General features: G+C 69.8%; 17 protein-coding genes. 6 read left to right on the top strand and 11 right to left on the bottom strand.

What is annotated here, in order from left to right:
* Positions 1–145 precede the first annotated feature (145 nt).
* The 5 genes from AC5Y7V_RS17205 to AC5Y7V_RS17185 form a co-directional block, all read right to left on the bottom strand.
* The gene (locus AC5Y7V_RS17205; RefSeq protein WP_499881234.1) at positions 146–2,158 is read right to left on the bottom strand and encodes a peptidoglycan D,D-transpeptidase FtsI family protein; all 2,013 of its coding nucleotides are present in this window, start codon (positions 2,156–2,158) and stop codon (positions 146–148) included.
* Positions 2,155–3,315, bottom strand: coding sequence for a cell division protein FtsL (gene ftsL, locus AC5Y7V_RS17200; RefSeq protein WP_499881233.1), 1,161 nt, complete (start codon positions 3,313–3,315; stop codon positions 2,155–2,157). The genes AC5Y7V_RS17205 and ftsL overlap by 4 nt, the downstream gene beginning before the upstream one ends.
* Positions 3,312–4,544, bottom strand: a complete 1,233-nt coding sequence (rsmH, locus tag AC5Y7V_RS17195) for a 16S rRNA (cytosine(1402)-N(4))-methyltransferase RsmH (RefSeq protein WP_499881232.1) — start codon at positions 4,542–4,544, stop codon at positions 3,312–3,314. The genes ftsL and rsmH overlap by 4 nt, the downstream gene beginning before the upstream one ends.
* On the bottom strand, positions 4,519–4,950 hold the full coding sequence (mraZ, locus tag AC5Y7V_RS17190; protein ID WP_499881402.1) for a division/cell wall cluster transcriptional repressor MraZ: 432 nt from the start codon (positions 4,948–4,950) through the stop codon (positions 4,519–4,521). Before mraZ ends, rsmH begins: the two co-directional genes overlap by 26 nt.
* A 396-nt stretch (positions 4,951–5,346) precedes the next feature.
* On the bottom strand, positions 5,347–5,748 hold the full coding sequence (locus AC5Y7V_RS17185) for an SCO2097 family morphological protein (protein ID WP_068126470.1): 402 nt from the start codon (positions 5,746–5,748) through the stop codon (positions 5,347–5,349).
* Between the two features lie 327 nt (positions 5,749–6,075).
* Here AC5Y7V_RS17185 and AC5Y7V_RS17180 point away from each other — a divergent pair, with 327 nt between their 5' ends.
* A complete protein-coding gene (locus AC5Y7V_RS17180; RefSeq protein ID WP_499881231.1) occupies positions 6,076–6,684 on the top strand; it encodes a GNAT family N-acetyltransferase in 609 nt (202 codons plus the stop codon).
* Between the two features lie 125 nt (positions 6,685–6,809).
* Entirely contained in the window at positions 6,810–7,457 is a 648-nt protein-coding gene (gene lppM, locus AC5Y7V_RS17175) for a lipoprotein LppM (protein ID WP_499881401.1), read from the top strand.
* Here the strand turns inward: lppM and AC5Y7V_RS17170 are convergent.
* Positions 7,454–8,338, bottom strand: coding sequence for a mycobacterial-type methylenetetrahydrofolate reductase (locus AC5Y7V_RS17170; protein ID WP_499881230.1), 885 nt, complete (start codon positions 8,336–8,338; stop codon positions 7,454–7,456). The genes lppM and AC5Y7V_RS17170 overlap by 4 nt on opposite strands.
* Before the next feature lie 184 nt (positions 8,339–8,522).
* Between AC5Y7V_RS17170 and idsA2 the strand changes: the two genes are divergently transcribed.
* On the top strand, positions 8,523–9,572 hold the full coding sequence (gene idsA2 / locus AC5Y7V_RS17165) for a bifunctional (2E,6E)-farnesyl/geranyl diphosphate synthase (RefSeq protein ID WP_499881229.1): 1,050 nt from the start codon (positions 8,523–8,525) through the stop codon (positions 9,570–9,572).
* 4 nt (positions 9,573–9,576) lie between these two features.
* Entirely contained in the window at positions 9,577–11,097 is a 1,521-nt protein-coding gene (locus AC5Y7V_RS17160) for an alpha-(1->6)-mannopyranosyltransferase A (RefSeq protein ID WP_499881228.1), read from the top strand.
* On the opposite strand, the gene AC5Y7V_RS17155 is transcribed toward AC5Y7V_RS17160, so the two are convergent.
* Positions 11,084–11,488, bottom strand: coding sequence for an Rv2175c family DNA-binding protein (locus AC5Y7V_RS17155; protein WP_499881227.1), 405 nt, complete (start codon positions 11,486–11,488; stop codon positions 11,084–11,086). The genes AC5Y7V_RS17160 and AC5Y7V_RS17155 overlap by 14 nt on opposite strands.
* A gap of 68 nt (positions 11,489–11,556) precedes the next feature.
* Between AC5Y7V_RS17155 and AC5Y7V_RS17150 the strand changes: the two genes are divergently transcribed.
* Positions 11,557–12,762, top strand: coding sequence for a protein kinase domain-containing protein (locus tag AC5Y7V_RS17150; protein ID WP_499881226.1), 1,206 nt, complete (start codon positions 11,557–11,559; stop codon positions 12,760–12,762).
* 84 nt (positions 12,763–12,846) lie between these two features.
* Here the strand turns inward: AC5Y7V_RS17150 and AC5Y7V_RS17145 are convergent, their stop codons facing one another.
* The 3 genes from AC5Y7V_RS17145 to AC5Y7V_RS17135 are packed head-to-tail and all read right to left on the bottom strand — an operon-like array spanning position 12,847 to position 15,711.
* Positions 12,847–14,235, bottom strand: coding sequence for a class II 3-deoxy-7-phosphoheptulonate synthase (locus AC5Y7V_RS17145; protein WP_499881225.1), 1,389 nt, complete (start codon positions 14,233–14,235; stop codon positions 12,847–12,849).
* A 34-nt stretch (positions 14,236–14,269) separates the two neighbouring features.
* Positions 14,270–14,782: a polyadenylate-specific 3'-exoribonuclease AS gene (locus AC5Y7V_RS17140; RefSeq protein WP_499881224.1), complete on the bottom strand. Its 513-nt coding sequence runs from the start codon at positions 14,780–14,782 to the stop codon at positions 14,270–14,272.
* Positions 14,783–14,805: 23 nt separating this feature from the next.
* Positions 14,806–15,711 carry a hypothetical protein gene (locus tag AC5Y7V_RS17135; protein WP_499881223.1) on the bottom strand — a complete coding sequence of 302 codons (906 nt, stop codon included), beginning with the start codon at positions 15,709–15,711 and terminating at the stop codon, positions 14,806–14,808.
* A gap of 69 nt (positions 15,712–15,780) precedes the next feature.
* Between AC5Y7V_RS17135 and AC5Y7V_RS17130 the strand changes: the two genes are divergently transcribed.
* On the top strand, positions 15,781–17,070 hold the full coding sequence (locus tag AC5Y7V_RS17130) for a glycosyltransferase 87 family protein (protein ID WP_499881222.1): 1,290 nt from the start codon (positions 15,781–15,783) through the stop codon (positions 17,068–17,070).
* On the opposite strand, the gene AC5Y7V_RS17125 is transcribed toward AC5Y7V_RS17130, so the two are convergent.
* The gene (locus AC5Y7V_RS17125; RefSeq protein ID WP_499881221.1) at positions 17,067–17,807 is read right to left on the bottom strand and encodes a lysophospholipid acyltransferase family protein; all 741 of its coding nucleotides are present in this window, start codon (positions 17,805–17,807) and stop codon (positions 17,067–17,069) included. The genes AC5Y7V_RS17130 and AC5Y7V_RS17125 overlap by 4 nt on opposite strands.
* Positions 17,808–17,838 lie beyond the last annotated feature (31 nt).

Genomic DNA, 17,838 nt, shown 5'->3' with positions numbered 1-17,838 from the left:
TGGTCCTTTTGATCGGCCATGACACCCTACCGAGGAGCACCGGCCGGCCGGCGTTCCCGGGCGAGCGTGCGCGGTTGTAGACCCTCCCTCGCGTGCCGACGTACAGACACGCACCGTCGCGGCGGAGAGGGCGCGGCGGAGGGGGCTAGGTGGCCTGCAGGGTGAGCGGCGGTCCCGGATCCGGCGACAGCGGCACGTTCTCGCGCTGCATCAGCCAGCCGGCGATGTTGTGGAACAGCGGGGCCGCCGAGTGCCCGGGCGTGCCGTCGGCGTTGCGCTGGGGGTTGTCCATCATGATGCCGATGACGTAGCGGGGATTGTCGACGGTGGCCATGCCGGCGAAGGTGACCCAGTAGACGTCGTCGAAGTAGCAGCCACAGCCCGGATTGATCTGCTGGGCGGTGCCCGTCTTGCCGGCCATCTGGTAGCCGGGCACCGCGGCCGCCGCCCCGGTGCCCTGTTGGTAGCCCATCGGGTCGTGCTGCACGACGGCGCGCAGCATGCCCCGGACCGTCTGCGCGGTCTGCGGCGAGACCACCCGGACCCCTTCGGGGTGCGGTTCCTCGGTCCGGTTGCCGTCGGGTGCGATGGTGGCCTTGATGATCCGCGGCGGTACCCGCAGGCCGTCGTTGGCGATGGTCTGGTACATGTCGGTCATCTGCAGCAGGGTCATCGAAAGGCCCTGTCCGATGGGCAGGTTGGAGAAGGTGCTGCCCGACCACTGGTCGATGGGCGGGACCAGCCCGGCGCTCTCACCGGGCAGCCCGACGTTGGTGCGCTGGCCCAGCCCGAACTTGCGGACCATGTCATAGAAGCGTTCCGGGCCGACGCGCTGCGCCAGCATCAGGGTGCCGACGTTCGACGACTTCCCGAACACGCCGGTGGTGGTGTAGGGCATCACGCCGTGGTCCCAGGCGTCGTGGATCGGTACCCCGCCCATCTGGATCGAGCCGGGCACCTGCAACACCTCGTCGGGGTTGGACAGGCCGTACTCGATGACCGAGGACGCGGTGATCACCTTGTTCACCGACCCCGGTTCGAAGGGCGAGGACACCGTCAGGTTGCCCAGTTGCCGGTCGGCCTGGCGCCCGATGTCCTGGGACGGGTCGAAGGTGTTGTCGTTGGCCATGGCCAGCACCTCGCCCGTCTTGGAGTCCAGCACGACCGCCGAAACATTGTGCGCCCCAGACAAATTCTTCGCCTGCTGGACCTGCTGCTGGACGTAGAACTGGATGTCGTCGTCGAGGGTCAGCTGGACGGTCGAGCCGTTGACCGCCCGGTGCCGGTTGCGGTAACTGCCGGGGATGACGACGCCGTCGGATCCGCGGTCATAGGTGACGGAGCCGTCGGTTCCGGACAGGACGGAGTCCAGGGAATCCTCCAGCCCGAGCAGTCCGTGACCGTCCCAGTCGATGCCGCCGACGACGTTGGCGGCCAGCGATCCGCCCGGATACTGGCGCAGGTCCTGGCGTTCGGAGCCCACCTCGGGGAACTTCTCCGAGATCGCGCTGGCGACCGCGGGATCGACGGCGCGGGCCAGGTACACGAAATTCTCGTTGCTTTGCAGCTTCTTCAGCACGGTCGCATAATCCGGCTTGTTGTTCAGCCGCGCCGAGACCTCCTTGGCCATGTCGCGCAGCCGCTCCTGCGGATCGGGCGCCGCGGGGTTCTTCTTTTTCGCCTCCTCCAGCTGCTGGTGAATCCGCTTGGGCTGGAACGTCAATGCGCGCGACTCGATGGTGAACGCCAGCTGTTGGTTGTTGCGGTCGACGATGCTGCCGCGGACGGCCTTCTCGACGTCGGTGACCTTGAGCTGGCCGGCCGCCTGGGCGCGCAACTTCGGGGCGTCGGTGACCTGCAGGACGAACAGCTGCGCCGCCGCGACCGCCATCAGCAGCACGATCACCACGTTGCCGGCCCGATGCCGGAAGACGAACGACGCGCCGCGCGAGCCCACTTCCACGATCTGGCGGGTGCGGCGGTCGCGCGCCGAGTGTCCGACCGCCATCGCCTCGGCCGGACGAGCTTGCTTGGCCTGCTTGGCGTTCCGGGCCTTCTTCGGTTGCCGCACGTCCTTGGGCTCCTGCGGCTTACGGGGCCGGCGGGCCGGCCGCGCCGACGGCGACCGGCGTCCCCGCCCGTCCTCGCCGCGCCTCATCGGGCGGCACCCGGCGTCGCGGCGGTCAGCGGCCCGAGCTGTTGGCCGTTAGCCGGCGGGACCGGTTGAAGGGCCTGAGGCATTTGGGCAGCCGGGCCGGGCAACCCCGGCCGCACCGGGACCGGCACCTCCGCGGGCAGCGGGGCGGGCACCGGTGCGGGAGCCGGGATCGGCAGCCCGCCCATGGGAACCGAGACCTCGGCGGGCGCCGCAGGCTGCGCGGGACCCGCCGGGGACGGCAGCCCCGGCGTCGGCAGCACCGGCACCACCCCCTGGAAGTGCCCGGTGGCCGGACCGCCCGGCATCCCCGGCAGCGGGGTCACGGGCTGCGCGGGCAGGTGCTGGCCGCCCACCGTCGACGAACCGTCCGGGGCGCGCAACAGCGCCTCCGGTCCCGGCCGCGCCGGCACCGGCGGGGCCCCCGGCGCCGGCAGCACCCGGACCGGAACCTCCGGCGGCAGCGCCGGCGGCGGCGGAGCCGGCGGGGGCGCGTCGGAGATCTTGCTGTTCAGCGGTGGCGGCGGAACGCCGTCGGCCGGCTTCGGGCTGCCGACGACCACCCAGTTACCGGTCGGATCCTGCACCAGGTGCGCGGTGTCCCGCGTCGGGATCATGCCCTGCTTGCGGGCCGCTTCGGCCAGCGCCGGCGCCGACTCCGCCTCGCGCACATCGCGTTCCAGCGACTCCTTCTGCTGCTGCAGCATCCGGTTCTTCTCGCGGGCGTGGCTCAACTGATAGGAGCGCTCGGCGGAGTCGGTGGACAACCACAGCGTCAGGCCCAGCCCCAGGCCAAGGGCGCCGATGATCAGCACGACGAACGGAACCTTGCTCGCCAGCGTCCGCGGGCGCAGGTCGATCGACGCGAGCCGGGCGGCCAACCGCTCGGTCAGGCGGGGTCGGACGGCCTTGGGCGCCTTGGCTTTCCGCGCCTTGGCCCGCGCCTTGGCCTGGCTCGCATTCTTGGGGCGGCCCGGGCGTTCGGCCGGCCGGGCGATCGGGCTGGTTTGCGGTCCCGAATTGTGCGACCGGCCCTCGCGGGCGGTGGACGAGGCGGTCCCGGGCCGCGTGCGGCGCGGCGACGCCCCGTCGGCCGCGGCGCGCTTGTTCTTGCGGGCCGAGCCGTTGCGGCGCTTGGGCGTCTCGCGCGTTACCTTCATGAGTCGCCTTTCCGGCTAGCCTGCTGTGATTTCGCGTTTGGTCCCAGCCGTTGCAGCGCCCGCAATCGCACGGCGGCGCTGCGGGGGTTGCGCTCGACCTCGGCCGCGTCCGCGCGTTCGGCGCCGCGCGTCAACGACGTGAATCTCGGCTCGTGGCCGGGAAGTTCGAACGGCAGATCCACCGGCGTGCGCGACGCGACCGCGTCGGCGAACACCCGCTTGACGATCCGGTCCTCCAGCGATTGGTAGGCCATCACCGCGATGCGCCCGCCGACGGTCAGCGCGTCCAGCGCGGCGGGAAGGGCGGCGCGCAGCGAGGTCAGTTCGTCGTTGACGGCGATCCGCAGCGCCTGGAAGGTGCGCTTGGCCGGATGTCCGCCGGTGCGCCGGGCAGGCGCCGGAATCGCTTGGTAGAGCAGCTCTACCAACTGCGCGGTCGAGGTGAACGGGGCGCTGCGGCGCCGGCCGACGATCTGTTTGGCTATGCGGCGGGCGAACCGCTCCTCGCCGTAGCGGTGCAGGATGTCCGCCAGCGCGGCCTCGTCGTAAGTGTTGACGATGTCGGCCGCGGTCAGCGGCGACGACGGGTCCATCCGCATGTCCAGCGGCGCGTCCTGGGCATAGGCGAAACCCCGTTCGGCGCGGTCGAGCTGCATGGACGACACACCGAGGTCGAAGAGGATACCGTCGACGGATTCAGCTGCGGCACAGCCGGATTCGGCCAACGCCTCGGCGAGGCCGTCGTACCGGGTGCGGACCAGGGTGACCCGATCGGCGAACCGGTCCAGCCGGTCCCGGGTGATGTCGAGGGCGCTGGGGTCGCGGTCGAGTCCGATCAGCCGCAGACCGGGCAGTTCGGTCAGGAACCGCTCGGCGTGACCGCCGGCGCCGAGCGTGGCGTCGACGAGGACCGCGCCACTCCCGTCGGGGTGCCGGCGCGTCAGGGCCGGGGTGAGCAGCTCGACGCAGCGATGCAGCAGGACGGGCACGTGCCCGAAATCGTCCGAATTCTCAGCCACCGCAACGCCTCCCCTGAGAACCGCTGCCCTTGCATCCCGGCCGGCCCGGAGGGCCGCCCTTGCATCCCGGCCGGCCCGGAGGGCCGCCCTTGCATCCTGGTCCCTGTCCGAAGGTACGAACCTGGCGTTGGGGAAGTACGCCAGGGTCGGTTCGGGCAGAGGCCACGATGCACGGGCAAGCGCCTCAGATAATGTCGCCGAGTGCTTCATCGCTGGCCGCGGAGAAGTTCTCTTCATGGGTCTGCTGGTAGTCGTGCCAGGCCTGCGCATCCCAGATCTCGAGGTAGTCGACCGCCCCGATCACCACGCAGTCCTTGGTCAGGTTCGCGTAACGGCGGTGGTCGGCCGACAGCGTGATGCGGCCCTGCGCGTCGGGATGCTGCTCGTCGGTGCCGGCGGCGAGGTTGCGCAGGAAGGCCCGGGCTTCCGGGTTGCTGCGTGAGGTCTTGCTGGCCCGGCGCGCCAGCTGCTCGAATTCCGTCCGGGGGTAGACCGCGAGGCTGTGATCCTGGCTCTTGGTGACCATCAACCCCCCTGCCAACGAGTCGCGGAACTTGGCGGGCAACGTCAGCCGCCCCTTGTCGTCGAGCTTGGGCGTGTAGGTGCCGAGAAACACCAGCTCACCTCCCATGGAGACCCGGCTCTCGCCTCACCCAAACGCTTCAGCCACCATACCCCACCATCCCCCACTTCGCCCCATTATTGGGGTGGCGTGGCCGAGTTTTCCCCGTTATCCGCCACCAAGGCGGCCCCGGGCACCGACCAGTGGCTCCGGACGTCTCGTTGCAGCCCGACCTTCACGCCTGAAAACCGCACCTCAGGGCCATGGAACCGGCGGGTGGGGCGCGGTGGGGCGCCTCGGTGGGGCCCGGTGGGGCATGTCGGGCGCCGGAAGGCTCGATTCGGGCTCGATTGGGAGTCGAATTGAAATCCACCCGGCGCACCCACTCGCTCGGGCACAAAAAAAGAGGTAGCCGTGCCGGCTACCCCTTGTGACGCCTCGTCGTCTCCGCTACTCGTCGAAGCGCCGGCGGAAGCGATCCTCCATGCGACTGGTGAACGAGCCGCCACTCTTGTTGCGCCGCTGGCGCGCCGACCCGGGCGCGGATCCGGAACGATCCGGCCTGCCCGCCAGCCGCGGGCCGGTGATCGCATAGACCACGCCGCCGAACATCACGATGAAGCCAAAGACGCTCAGGATCGGGAAACTTCCGATCATCGTGGCTTTGAACGCAACCCCGGACACCAACATCGCCAGGCCGATGACGAACAACGCCGCGCCCTGCAGTCGCCGCCGCGCGGTCGGTGCGCGCAACCCTCCGCCACGGACGCTCGACGCGAACTTGGGATCCTCCGCGTAGAGGGCGCTCTCGATCTGATCGAGCATCCGCTGTTCATGATCGGAGAGTGGCATTCGTCCCTCCTTGCCGACAGTTTGACACGTAACTATCGATAGCACGCGGATGCCCGGTGTAAGGGCAACTACCACAAATGATACGAGGTCGATCTGCGCCGTACCACTGGTTCGGCAGCGATTCTATCCCGGGCGCCCTCCCACGCCCGCGCACCCAGCAACGACGGTGCGCCGCAACCCGCTTGCCGATGGGGCGCGCTTCGCCCCCTCATGGGAGGCTGCTACCCACGGCCGCCGGGCGCGCGGAGCCGCGGCGGTCGGATAATGGCGACAGCGGCACGGGCCGGAGCCACACCTGAATCCACCCGATGAGGAGGACACCGCGAGTTGGCGATATTCCTCATCGATCTGCCGCCGAACGATATGGAGCGCCGCCTGTCTGACGCCCTCGGGGTGTACGTCGAAGCGATGCGGTACCCGCGGGGCACCGAGAACCAGCGCGCCTCCATGTGGCTCGAACACATCCGTCGCCACGGCTGGCAGGGGGTGGCCGCCGTCGAGGCCGAGGCGCCCGAGGGCCCCGGCGCCCAGGCCCCGTCGGCCGCCGAACTGAGCGACGCGCCGCTGCTCGGCGTGGCCTACGGCTACCCCGGGGCGCCCGGGCAGTGGTGGCAGCAGCAGGTGGTCCTGGGCTTGCAACGCGGCGGCTCGCCGCCCCAGGAGATCGCCCAGCTGATGAACAGCTACTTCGAGCTGACCGAGCTGCACATCCACCCCCGCGCGCAGGGCCGCGGCCTCGGCGAGGCGTTGGCCCGCCGGCTGCTCGCCGGGCGCCCGGAGAAGAACGTCCTGCTCTCCACGCCGGAAATCAACGGAGAGCCCAACCGCGCCTGGCGGTTGTACCGGCGACTGGGCTTCACCGACGTCATCCGCCGCTACCACTTCGCAGGGGACCCACGCGCGTTCGCGATCCTGGGCCGCCCCCTGCCGCTGTAGCGACACCGCCCGGGGCGGCGCACCCGGCGGGCCGGATCTGGCACGATGACCTCGTGCACGCCAGTCTCGCCCCGGTCCGGCCCCGCGGCTTTACCCCCCGGCGGCGCCGCGTTCTGGCCATCGCGATGCTGCTGCTGATCGTGCCCCTGGCCAGTGGGTGCCTGCGGGTCCGGGCGTCGCTCACCGTCTCGCCCGACGACCTGGTGTCCGGGGAGATCATCGCGGCGGCCAAACCGAAGACGCCGAAGGACACCGGCCCGCAGCTCGACACCAATAACCTGCCGTTCGGCCAGAAGGTGGCGGTGTCGAACTACGACAGCGACGGCTACGTGGGCTCGCAGGCGGTGTTCTCCGATTTGACCTTCGCCGAGTTGCCGCAGCTGGCGAACATGAACTCCGACGCCCAGGGGGTGAGCCTGTCGCTGCGCCGCAACGGCAACCTGGTGATCCTCGAGGGCCGGGCGGACCTGACATCGGTGACCGACAACGACGCCGACGTCGAGTTGACGGTCGCCTTTCCCGGCGTCGTGACCTCCACCAACGGCGACCGCGTCGAGCCGGACGTGGTGTCGTGGAAGCTCAAACCGGGCGTGGTGACCACCATGAGCGCCAACGCCCGCTACACCGATCCCAACACCCGTAACTTCACCGGCGCGGGCGTCTGGCTGGGCATCGCGTCCTTCGCGGCCGCCGGCGTGGTGGCGCTGCTGGCCTGGATGAGCCGCGACCGCTCGCCGCGGCTCACCGCGCCGCGCGACCAGCCGCCGAGCTAGGGCGACCAGTAGTCCAGCATCTCCGCGAAGGTCTGGAACGCGGGCCCGGAAACCCCGTAGGTCGCCTCGAAATGGATGCTCAGGGGGAAGCCGAGCCCGGCCACGCCGTCGATCACGCGCTTGTACAGGTCGACCATCAGCCGGCGCTTCTCGTCCGGTTCGCTGCCGGCCAACCGCTGGACGAACTCCTGCTCGCCGGCCACGGCGGCGTTGCCCGGGTCCTGAATCAGCCAGTTGATCAGCCCGACGCGGCTCTCCACCTTCGGCACGAACCCGAAGGACAGCAGGATCTCCGGCCGGTGATCGGTGTTCTCGGCGAAGTCGGTCAGAAAGCCCACGATCGCGTCGGAATACAGCAGCTGCGTCATGCCGTACGTCGCGCCCTGGTTGCATTTGAAGTTCAGCCGGCCCTGCTCGCCCTCGCGGGTGGGGATCACGATCACGCCGCGGTTGGTCACCAGGTCGCGATAGATCGACAGGGCGTCGGTCGGTGCGACGCCGGAGCCCTCGCCGTCGTTCATGGTGCGCGGGACCCCGACGAAGACGACGCCCTCCATCCCGGCGGCGCACAGGTCGGTCAGCCGCTGGCGCAGCGACGCCTCGTCCATGAACGCGGTCACCTGGGTGCACAGGCCCTGGAAGCCCGGCAATTCGGGCTTGATGATCGACCAGAAGTCCAGCACGTCGAATTTCGGCTTCATGGCCACGGGCCGATCGTCGTCCTCCGCGATCATCCCGGGGATCATCACGTGCCGAATCCGGCCCTCGAGGCCGAACTCGCCCGAGTACCGCACCACTTTCCGCGCGTCTTCGAGTGCCCGCTCCTTGCCGTCTTCGACGTTGGGGGGCACCAACTCGAGCGCGATGGTGTTGAGGGTCACGCGGCTCCTATCGATCGGATATCAGACGACTTGTTTCCCAGATCGCCAGCATAGGGGCGGATTAGTGAGGCAGTCGAAGCAACTGGGCCCCGGAAGCGACATACACTGTCGGCCCAGGGACTGACGAGCAGAGAGGGGCGCCGCGCTGAGCCTGAAAGCTTCGGAGGCAGCGGCAGCCGTCGAGTTGACCGGCGCGATCACCGAGCAACTTCGGCGGTACCTGCGCGACCGGCGCGACCGGACGGCCTACATCGGCGCCGACTACGACGTCCTGGTCGCCGCCCTGGAGGACTTCGTGCTGGGCGGCGGCAAGCGGCTGCGGCCCGCCTTCGCCTACTGGGGTTGGCGGTCGGTGGCTCCCGGGGAGCCCGAACCCGAAGTGTTGCTGCTGTTTTCCGCCCTCGAACTGCTGCACGCCTGCGCGCTGGTGCACGACGACGTGATCGACGACTCCTCCACCCGCCGCGGCAAGCCGACCGCGCATGTCCGCTTCGCGGAGCTGCACCGCGGGCGGGGCTGGCGCGGCTCACCGGAGCGGTTCGGGACGTCGGCGGCCATCCTGCTCGGCGACCTGGCGCTGGCCTGGGCCGACGACATCGTGTTCGGGGTGGGATTGCCGCCCGACGCGCGCGGACGCGTCCAGCACGTGTGGGCCGACATCCGCACCGAGGTGCTCGGCGGGCAATACCTCGACATCGTCGCCGAGAACAGCGCCGCCGAGTCGATCGCGTCGGCGATGAACGTCGACACCTTCAAGACCGCCTGCTACACCGTGGCGCGGCCGCTGCAGCTGGGGGTGGCTGCCGCCGCCGACCGGCCCGACGTGCAGGCCGCCTTCAAGGAATTCGGGACCGACCTCGGCGTGGCGTTCCAGCTGCGCGACGACGTGCTGGGCGTGTTCGGCGACCCCGCGGTGACGGGCAAGCCGTCCGGCGACGACCTGAGGTCCGGCAAGCGAACCGTGCTGCTGGCCGAGGCGGTGGAGCTGGCAGACAAGTCAGATCCCTTGGCGGCCAACCGGTTACGCGACTCGATCGGTGCGCAGCTGACCGACGTGCAGGTCGCCGAGTTGCGCGACGTCATCGAGTCGGTGGGCGCGCTGGCCGCGGCGGAGCAACGCATCGCCGCGCTGACCGAACGCGCGCTCGGCACTCTCGCGGCCGCGCCGATCAATGCGGCGGCCAAGGCGGGGCTGACCGAGCTCGCCAGGATGGCCACGAATCGGTCCGCCTGATCCGATGACGAGTCCCACGAGCACCGCCGCCGATTCACCGGCGACCAAAGGATCGGTGGTGCAATACTTTTCACGGCTCGTCGCGTTCGCCGCCACCCCCGATGCGCGGCCGGCGAAGCTGGGCTTCCTGGGTTCGGTGCTGATCACCCTGGGCGGGCTGGGCGCCGGCAGCACCAAGCCGCACGACCCCCTGCTGGAAGCGCTGCACCTGTCCTGGCTGCGCTTCGGCCACGGACTGGTGCTGTCGTCGATCGTGTTGTGGGCGGGCGTGGGCCTCATGCTGATCGCGTGGGTGATGCTGGGCCGGCGCGCGCTGGCCGGGGACGCCACCGAGTTCACCATGCGCGCGACCACCGCCTTCTGGCTGGCGCCACTGCTGTTGTCGGTGCCCGTCTTCAGCCGCGACACCTATTCCTACCTGGCGCAGGGCGCGCTGCTCCGCGACGGCTTCGACCCGTACGCCGTCGGCCCGGTCGCCAATCCAAACACCTTGCTGGACAACGTGAGTCCGATCTGGACCATCACAACGGCGCCCTACGGGCCGGCGTTCATCCTGATCGCCAAGCTGGTCACGATGGTGGTGGGCAACCACGTGATCGTCGGCACGATGCTGCTGCGGCTGTGCATGCTGCCGGGGTTGGCGCTGCTGATCTGGGCGGCGCCCCGGCTCGCCCATCACCTGGGCACCAATGGCGCACTCGCGCTGTGGATCTGCGTTCTCAACCCGCTCGTGCTCATTCACCTGATGGGCGGCGTGCACAACGAGATGCTGATGGTGGGCCTGATGGCCGCCGGGATCGCGCTCACCTTCCAAGGCCGCCACGTCCTGGGCGTCGTGCTGATCACGGCGGCGATCGCGGTCAAGGCCACCGCCGGAATCTCGTTGCCGTTCCTGGTGTGGGTGTGGATGCGCCACCTGCGCGAGCGGCGGGGATACCGGGCGGTCCCGGCGTTCTTGGCGGCCACCGCGACCTCCCTGGCCGTCTTCGCGGTGGTGTTCGCGATCCTCTCCGCGGCGGCCGGTGTGGGGCTGGGGTGGCTGACGGCGTTGGCCGGCTCGGTGAAGATCATCAACTGGCTGACCGTGCCGACCGCGGTCGCCAACCTGATCCACGCGCTGGGCAGCGGCTTTTTCCACGTCGACTTCTACGCCACGCTGCGCGTCACCCGGTTCATCGGCATCGCGATCATCGCCGTGTCGCTGCCGCTGTTGTGGTGGCGGTTCCGCCGCGACGACCGCGCCGCGCTGACCGGGATCGCGTGGTCGATGCTGATCGTGGTGCTATTCGTCCCGGCCGCGCTGCCCTGGTACTACTCCTGGCCGCTGGCGGTGGCGGCCCCGCTGACCCAGTCGCGGCGGGCGGTCGCGGCCATCGCCGGCCTGTCGACCTGGGTCATGGTGATCTTCAAACCCGACGGATCGCACGGCATGTACTCATGGCTGCACTTCTCGCTGGCCACCGCGTGCGCGCTGGCGGCCTGGTACGCGCTGTACCGGGCGCCGGAATCCGTCAGTACGCCATAGCCTGCGCGCGCCGCACCACTTCCCGCGCCTGATGGCAATGCAATGCGTCGACGGGGCGGGCGTTGCTGATCGCGTCGCGGGTGCCGTCGCGCGTGATCGTCAGCGACGGGTCGGGGGTGAACAGCCAGCGCACGATCTCCGTCTCGTGATAGCCACCGTCGTGCAGGATGGTCAACAGCCCCGGCAGGCTCTTGACCACCTCACCGGAGTTGGTGAAGAACACCTGGGGCACCACCACGCCCCCGCCTCGCTTGACCGCGAGCAGGTGACCCTCCCGCAGCTGCTGCTGAACCTTGCTGACCGACACGCCGAGTATCGCGGCCACCCCCGGCAGATCGTAGGTCGGCTCGTCGGGATCCAGAACGTCGTCGCCGGCCGGAACACTGCTCACGGCGCCAGTGTAGGCCCTGCTTAGCGCCTTGGACCTACGTTTTCGCGTCCCGCACCTACGATGTCTGCGTGACGGGACCCGGGACGCGTGACCCCCTGGAGGGCACGTTGCTGGACGGCCGCTACCGCGTGGAGTCCAGGATCGCCAGCGGCGGCACCTCGACGGTGTACCGCGGCCTCGACGTCCGGCTCGACCGACCGGTCGCGGTGAAGGTGATGGACACCCGCTATGCCGGCGACGACCAATTCCTGACCCGCTTCCAGCTCGAGGCGCGCACGGTCGCCCGCCTGAAAAATCCCGGCCTGGTCGCGGTCTATGACCAGGGCATGGACGCCCGGCATCCGTTTTTGGTGATGGAGCTCATCGAGGGCGGAACGCTGCGCGAGCTGCTGGGCGAGCGCGGCCCGATGCCGCCCCACGCCGTGGCGGCGGTGCTTCGCCCGGTGTTGGGTGGGCTGGCCGCGGCGCACCGGGCCGGGCTGGTGCATCGCGACGTCAAGCCCGAGAACGTGCTGATCTCCGACGACGGCGACGTCAAGATCGCCGATTTCGGGCTGGTCCGCGCCGTCGCGGCCGCCGGAATCACCTCCACCAGCGTCATTCTCGGCACCGCCGCCTACCTCTCGCCCGAGCAGGTGCGCGACGGCAACGCCGGCCCGCGCAGCGACGTCTACTCCACCGGGATCCTCACCTATGAGCTGCTGACCGGGCACACGCCGTTCACCGGCGACTCGGCGTTGTCGATCGCCTACCGCCGCCTGGACGCCGACGTGCCGGCGCCCAGTGCCGCGATCGACGGCGTGCCAGCGCAATTCGACGAATTGGTGGCGCGGGCGACCGCGCGCGACCCCGCCGACCGCTACGCCGACGCCATCGAGATGGGCGCCGACCTCGCCGCGATCGCCGAAGAACTCGCGCTGCCGGACTTCCGGGTGCCCGCGCCGCGCAACTCCGCCCAACACCGATCGGCCGCACTGCACCACAGCCGGATGAGCCAGCGCCCGCCCGCCGCCCCGCAATCGCGCCCACCGGCGCCGGCCGCACCACCGGTCCGCAATCCCACCCGGCAGCTCCCCCGCGAAGCCGACGACCGCGAACGCGAATACCAGCCCGTCGCAGGCGAATTCGCGGGCATCGCGATGAGCGAATTCGTCTGGGCCCGCCAGCACGCGCGGCGGATGGTGCTGGTGTGGGTGGCCGTCGTGCTGGCGCTCACCGGGCTGGTCGCCACCATGGCCTGGACTCTCGGAAGCAACCTCAGCGGCCTGCTCTGAGCCCTTTCCGCGAGCGTGCGCAGTTGTACGTCCAAATCGGCGTGTCGCCGTACCAACACGCACGCTCGCGAGAAACGGGGGCTGCTAGTCGCGCAGCATCTCGGCGACCAGGAACGCCAGCTCCAGCGACTGCTGGGTGTTCAGCCGCGGGTCGCAGGCCGTCTCGTAGCGCCCGGCCAGGTCGGTGTCCGAAATGTCTTGCGCCCCACCCAAACACTCGGTGACGTTCTCGCCGGTGATCTCGACGTGAATGCCGCCGGGGTGGGTGCCCAGCGCGCGGTGCACCTCGAAGAACCCCTGCACCTCGTCGACGATGCGGTCGAAGTGACGGGTCTTGTAGCCGTTGGACGACTCGTGCGTGTTGCCGTGCATCGGGTCGCACTGCCAGATCACCTGGTGGCCGGTGGCCTGCACCTTCTCCACGATCGGCGGCAGCAGGTCGCGCACCTTGTTGTTGCCCAGCCTGCTGACCAGCGTCAGCCGCCCGGGCTTGTTGTGCGGGTCGAGGCGCTCGACGTATTCGACGGCCAGCTCGGGGGTCATCGTCGGGCCGATCTTCACGCCGATCGGGTTGGCGATCACCTCCGCGAACGCGACGTGGGCGCCGTCGAGCTGGCGGGTCCGCTCGCCGATCCACACGGTGTGCGCCGACAGGTCATACAGCTGCGGCTCGCCGCCCTCGTGGTCGGAAAGGCGCAACATCGCCCGCTCGTAGTCGAGCACCAAAGCCTCATGGCTGGCGTAGATTTCGGCGGTTTGCAGGTTGCGGTCGGCCACCCCGCAGGCGCTCATGAACTTCAAGCCCCGGTCGATCTCGCTGGCCAGCGCCTCGTAACGCGCGCCGGCCGGCGAGGTCCGGACGAATTCCCGGTTCCAGTCGTGCACCAGGTGCAGCGACGCCAGGCCCGAGGAGGTCAGGGCCCGCACCAGGTTCATCGCGGCGCTGGCGTTGGCGTAGGCGCGCACCAGCCGCGACGGGTCGTGCTCGCGGGCCGCGGCGTCGGGGGCGAAGCCGTTGATCATGTCGCCGCGGTAGGAGCGCAGGCCCAGCGCGTCGAGGTCGGCCGAGCGGGGCTTGGCGTACTGACCGGCGATGCGGGCCACCTTGACCACCGGCATGCTGGCGCCGTAGGTCAGCACCACGGCCATCTGCAGCAGGGTGCGGATGTTGCCGCGGATGTGGGGTTCGGTGTTGTCGACGAACGTCTCCGCGCAGTCGCCGCCCTGCAGCAGGAAGGCCTCGCCCCGGGCGACCTGCGCAAGCTGATCCTGCAGCCGCACGATCTCGGACGGCACGGTCACCGGCGGCACGCTCTCGAGGACCGTGCGCATCGCGGCGGCCTGTTCGGCGTCCCAGCTGGGCTGCTGGGCGGCCGGCTTGGCCAGCGCGGCGTCCAGCCGCGTACGCAGCTCGGTCGACAGCGGCGGCAGCGGCGGCAGCTGGTCGATCGGTATGTCGACGGTCCAGTTCATCGGTCCATGGTAACCGGGTCTGAACAGTGCCTGATCATGACTGATCAGGCAGAACGCCCCCCGCGCCGTCGGCGGAGGTGATCAGCCGGAATCGGCGGAGCTGATCGCGGGCGTCGACCAGGGCGTCGTGGGCGTCGCGCGGCCGGGGCGGCATCCGCGGCGATCCGCGCTCCTCCCACAACTGCCGAACTTCCCTGGTGAAGCGGGGTATCGCCTGGGGAAGCGCCGGCATCGCGCCCCACAACTGGCACAGCGCCACGTGGTCGTAGGCCCCCACCCAGGCCCACAGCTCGATCGGCTCGGTCCCGCCCACGCCGAAGAACTCCTCCAGGTCCTGGCGGATCTGCCTGCGCGAGCGCCACAACTGCGACGACGGTGGCGGCAGCTTGGGCAGCACGTTGGCGCGCACCCAGCTGCCGGCGCGCTCGGGATCGAATTCGGTGGACACGGCGTAGTACTCGCGCCCGTCCTCGGCGACCACCCCGATCGAGATCAGTTCGATGGTGCGGCCGTCCTCGATGAATTCCGTGTCGTAGAAGTACCGCACCCGAAAAGCCTAGGGGAACGCCATTATCGGCTGATCAGGATGGGCCCCGTCGGCGGCGGCGCCGCGTGCACGTCATGGTCGAGCTGGGCGTCGACGAGGCGCTCGTCGGGCAGGCGCGGGGTGCCCGCGATCGCGCACTGCACCCACAGCTTGACCCGCACGACCGGGCGGCGCAGCCGGCGTTCCCGCTGCAGCGCGCGTCGCATCTTGTCGGGCTGGGTGGTGTAGCGCCAGCGGGCCCACGGGGCGTGCGGGCGCGACAGCCGGATCGCGCCGATGACCAGCAGCACGACGATGAACATGCCCAGCAGACCGGTCCACACCTTGCCCTTGAGCAGCACCACCACGGCCAGCGGCAGCGTGAACACCAGCTCACCGGCCACCCCGGCGCGCAGCGCCACCGCGTCTGCGCCGTGCCAGAACGGCAGGAAGAACATCAGCGGGTGCAGGCCCATCATCAGCAGCCCGGCCACCGCCACCGCGGCGAACACCGCGTCCACCGACGTGCGGCCGTCCTCCTCCCAGTACACGTCCGACAGGTGCAGGATCAACGCGTACTCGTCGAGGACCAGCGCGGCCCCGGTCCCGAAAAGGATTGCCGCCAAGGTGAATTCGGGCTCCTGCCCGCTGATGGACAGGGTCACCAACATCAACCCCGAGAGCATCACCAGGACCACCCCGAATGCCACATGGTGGATGTGCACTTCCCCGATGTGGACGTTGCGCGGTTGCCACCACCGGGTCGGACGCCCGGTTTGGGCGCGGTGGCGGATAAGCCGCACGCACGTTCGCGTCACGAAGAAGGTCAGGATGAAGGCGACCAGGCAGCACAGCAGCGGGAGCCGGCCGCGGTGGATGATGTCGTGCGCGAACCAGTGGGCCACCCCGAACACGAACCAGTGGAGCACGCTAGAAACGTACGCCTGCATTTCCGGGCAGCGCGGGAGCCGCGCTGCGACACGTCGCCGGTGCCGGTACCGATTACGCTGTTATGCGACATGAGTAGATGGCGGGCGCCCGGCGTGGGCAGTCAACGCGGGCGGGTGGTGCTGTGGTGCCTGCTTTGGCTGGTCGCGGCCGCGGCGATGTATCACGTGGCCGCGGGCCAGTTCGGGCACACCCCGTACCGCATCGACATCGACATCTATCAGATGGGCGGCCAGGCCTGGCTGGACAACCATCCCCTCTACCGCGGCGACGTGAAGTTCCACACACCCATCGGGCTGAACCTGCCGTTCACCTATCCCCCGCTGGCGGCCATCGTTTTCTGCCCGTTCTCCTGGCTGCACATGCCGGCCGCCAGCGTGGCGATCACGGCGTTGACGCTGGTGCTGCTGATCGTCTCGACGACGATCCTGCTGACCGGCCTCGACGTGTGGGACACGTCGGCCGCGCTGGGCGGCCCGGCGTGGCTGCGCCGGCTGTGGTTGGCGGTGGTCATCACGGCCGCCGCGGCGAACTGGCTGGAGCCGATCGTTTCCAACTTCGCCTTCGGCCAGATCAACGTCGTGCTGATGACGCTGGTGATCGCCGACTGCGTGCCGCGCCGCACGCCGTGGCCACGCGGCGTGCTGCTGGGCCTGGGGATCGCGCTGAAGCTCACCCCGGCGGTTTTCCTGCTCTACTTCCTGCTGCGCCGGGACAACCGCGCGGCGCTCACGGCGATGGCGTCGTTCGCGGCGATGACCCTGCTGGGCTTCGCGCTGGCGTGGAGCGATTCGTGGGAGTACTGGACACGCACCGTCCACCACACCGACCGGATCGGTGAGGCCGCGCTGAACACCGACCAGAACATCGCGGGCACCCTGGCCCGGTTGGGGCTCGACGAGCACGCGCGGTTCCCGCTGTGGGTCGCCGCATGCCTGGTGGTGCTGGCGGTGACGATCTGGGCGATGCGGCGGGTGCTGCGGGCCGGCGAGCCGATCATGGCGGTGATCTGCGTCGCGCTGTTCGGTTTGGTGGTCTCCCCGGTGTCCTGGTCACACCACTGGGTCTGGGCGCTGCCGACACTGCTCGTGACCGGGGTGCTGGCGTGGCGGCGCCGCAACATCACGCTGGGCGTGCTCAGCGCCGTCGGGGTGGCGCTGATGAGGTGGACGTGGACGCCGATCGACCTGCTGCCCAAGCACCACGAGACCACCGCGAACTGGTGGCGCCAGCTCCTCGGCGCGTCCTACGTGTGGTGGGCGTTGGCGGTCATCGTCGCGGCGGGGCTGACGATCACGGCCCGAACGAACCGGTCCAAGCCGGCGGCGGCCACCCCGACGCCGGTGGCGGCTTCGAGTTAGCCGACGGCCGTCTCGGGGATCCGCGCGGCCTCACCGGTAGGGTCGTCGGCGCCCTCCGATTCGGGGCCGCGTTCCTTGAGACTGGCGGCGTAGATGTCGACGTACTCCTGCCCGGAGAGCCCCATCAGCTCGTAGATCACCTCGTCGGTGACGGCCCGCTCGATGAAGCGGTTGCCGGCCATCCCCTCGAACCGGGAGAATTCCATCGGCTTGCCGAACCGGACGGTGACCCGCCCGAAGCGCAGCATCGTGGTGCCCGGCGGGTTGACCACGTTGGTGCCGATCATCGCCACCGGGATCACCGGAACGCCGGTGAGCAGCGCCAGCCGCGCCAGCCCGGTCTTGCCCTTGTACAACCGGCCGTCGGGCGAGCGGGTGCCCTCGGGGTACATGCCCAGCAGCTTGCCCTGCTTCAGCACCTGCTCGGCGGTGTTGAGCGCGGCCTGGGCCGCGTCGGCGTCGGTGCGGTCGATCGGCACCTGCCCGACGGCGGTGAAGAACCACCGGCTGAACCAGCCCTTCAGACCGGTGCCGGTGAAATATTCGGACTTCGCGAGGAAGGTGATCCGGCGCCGGACGACCAGCGGCAGGAAGAAGCTGTCCATCACGGCGAGGTGATTACTCGCCAGGATCACCGGCCCGGACGTCGGAACGTATTCCAGCCCTTCAACTTTCGGCCGGCCGAGCAGGGACAGCAACGGGCCCAGCAGGATGTACTTGAATAGCCAGTACCACATGGCCCTCCCTCTCGCCCGCCACCCGCAGTGT

Source organism: Mycobacterium sp. NGS34, from assembly GCF_059812845.1.
This window is presented reverse-complemented; position numbering and strand designations above follow the sequence as displayed.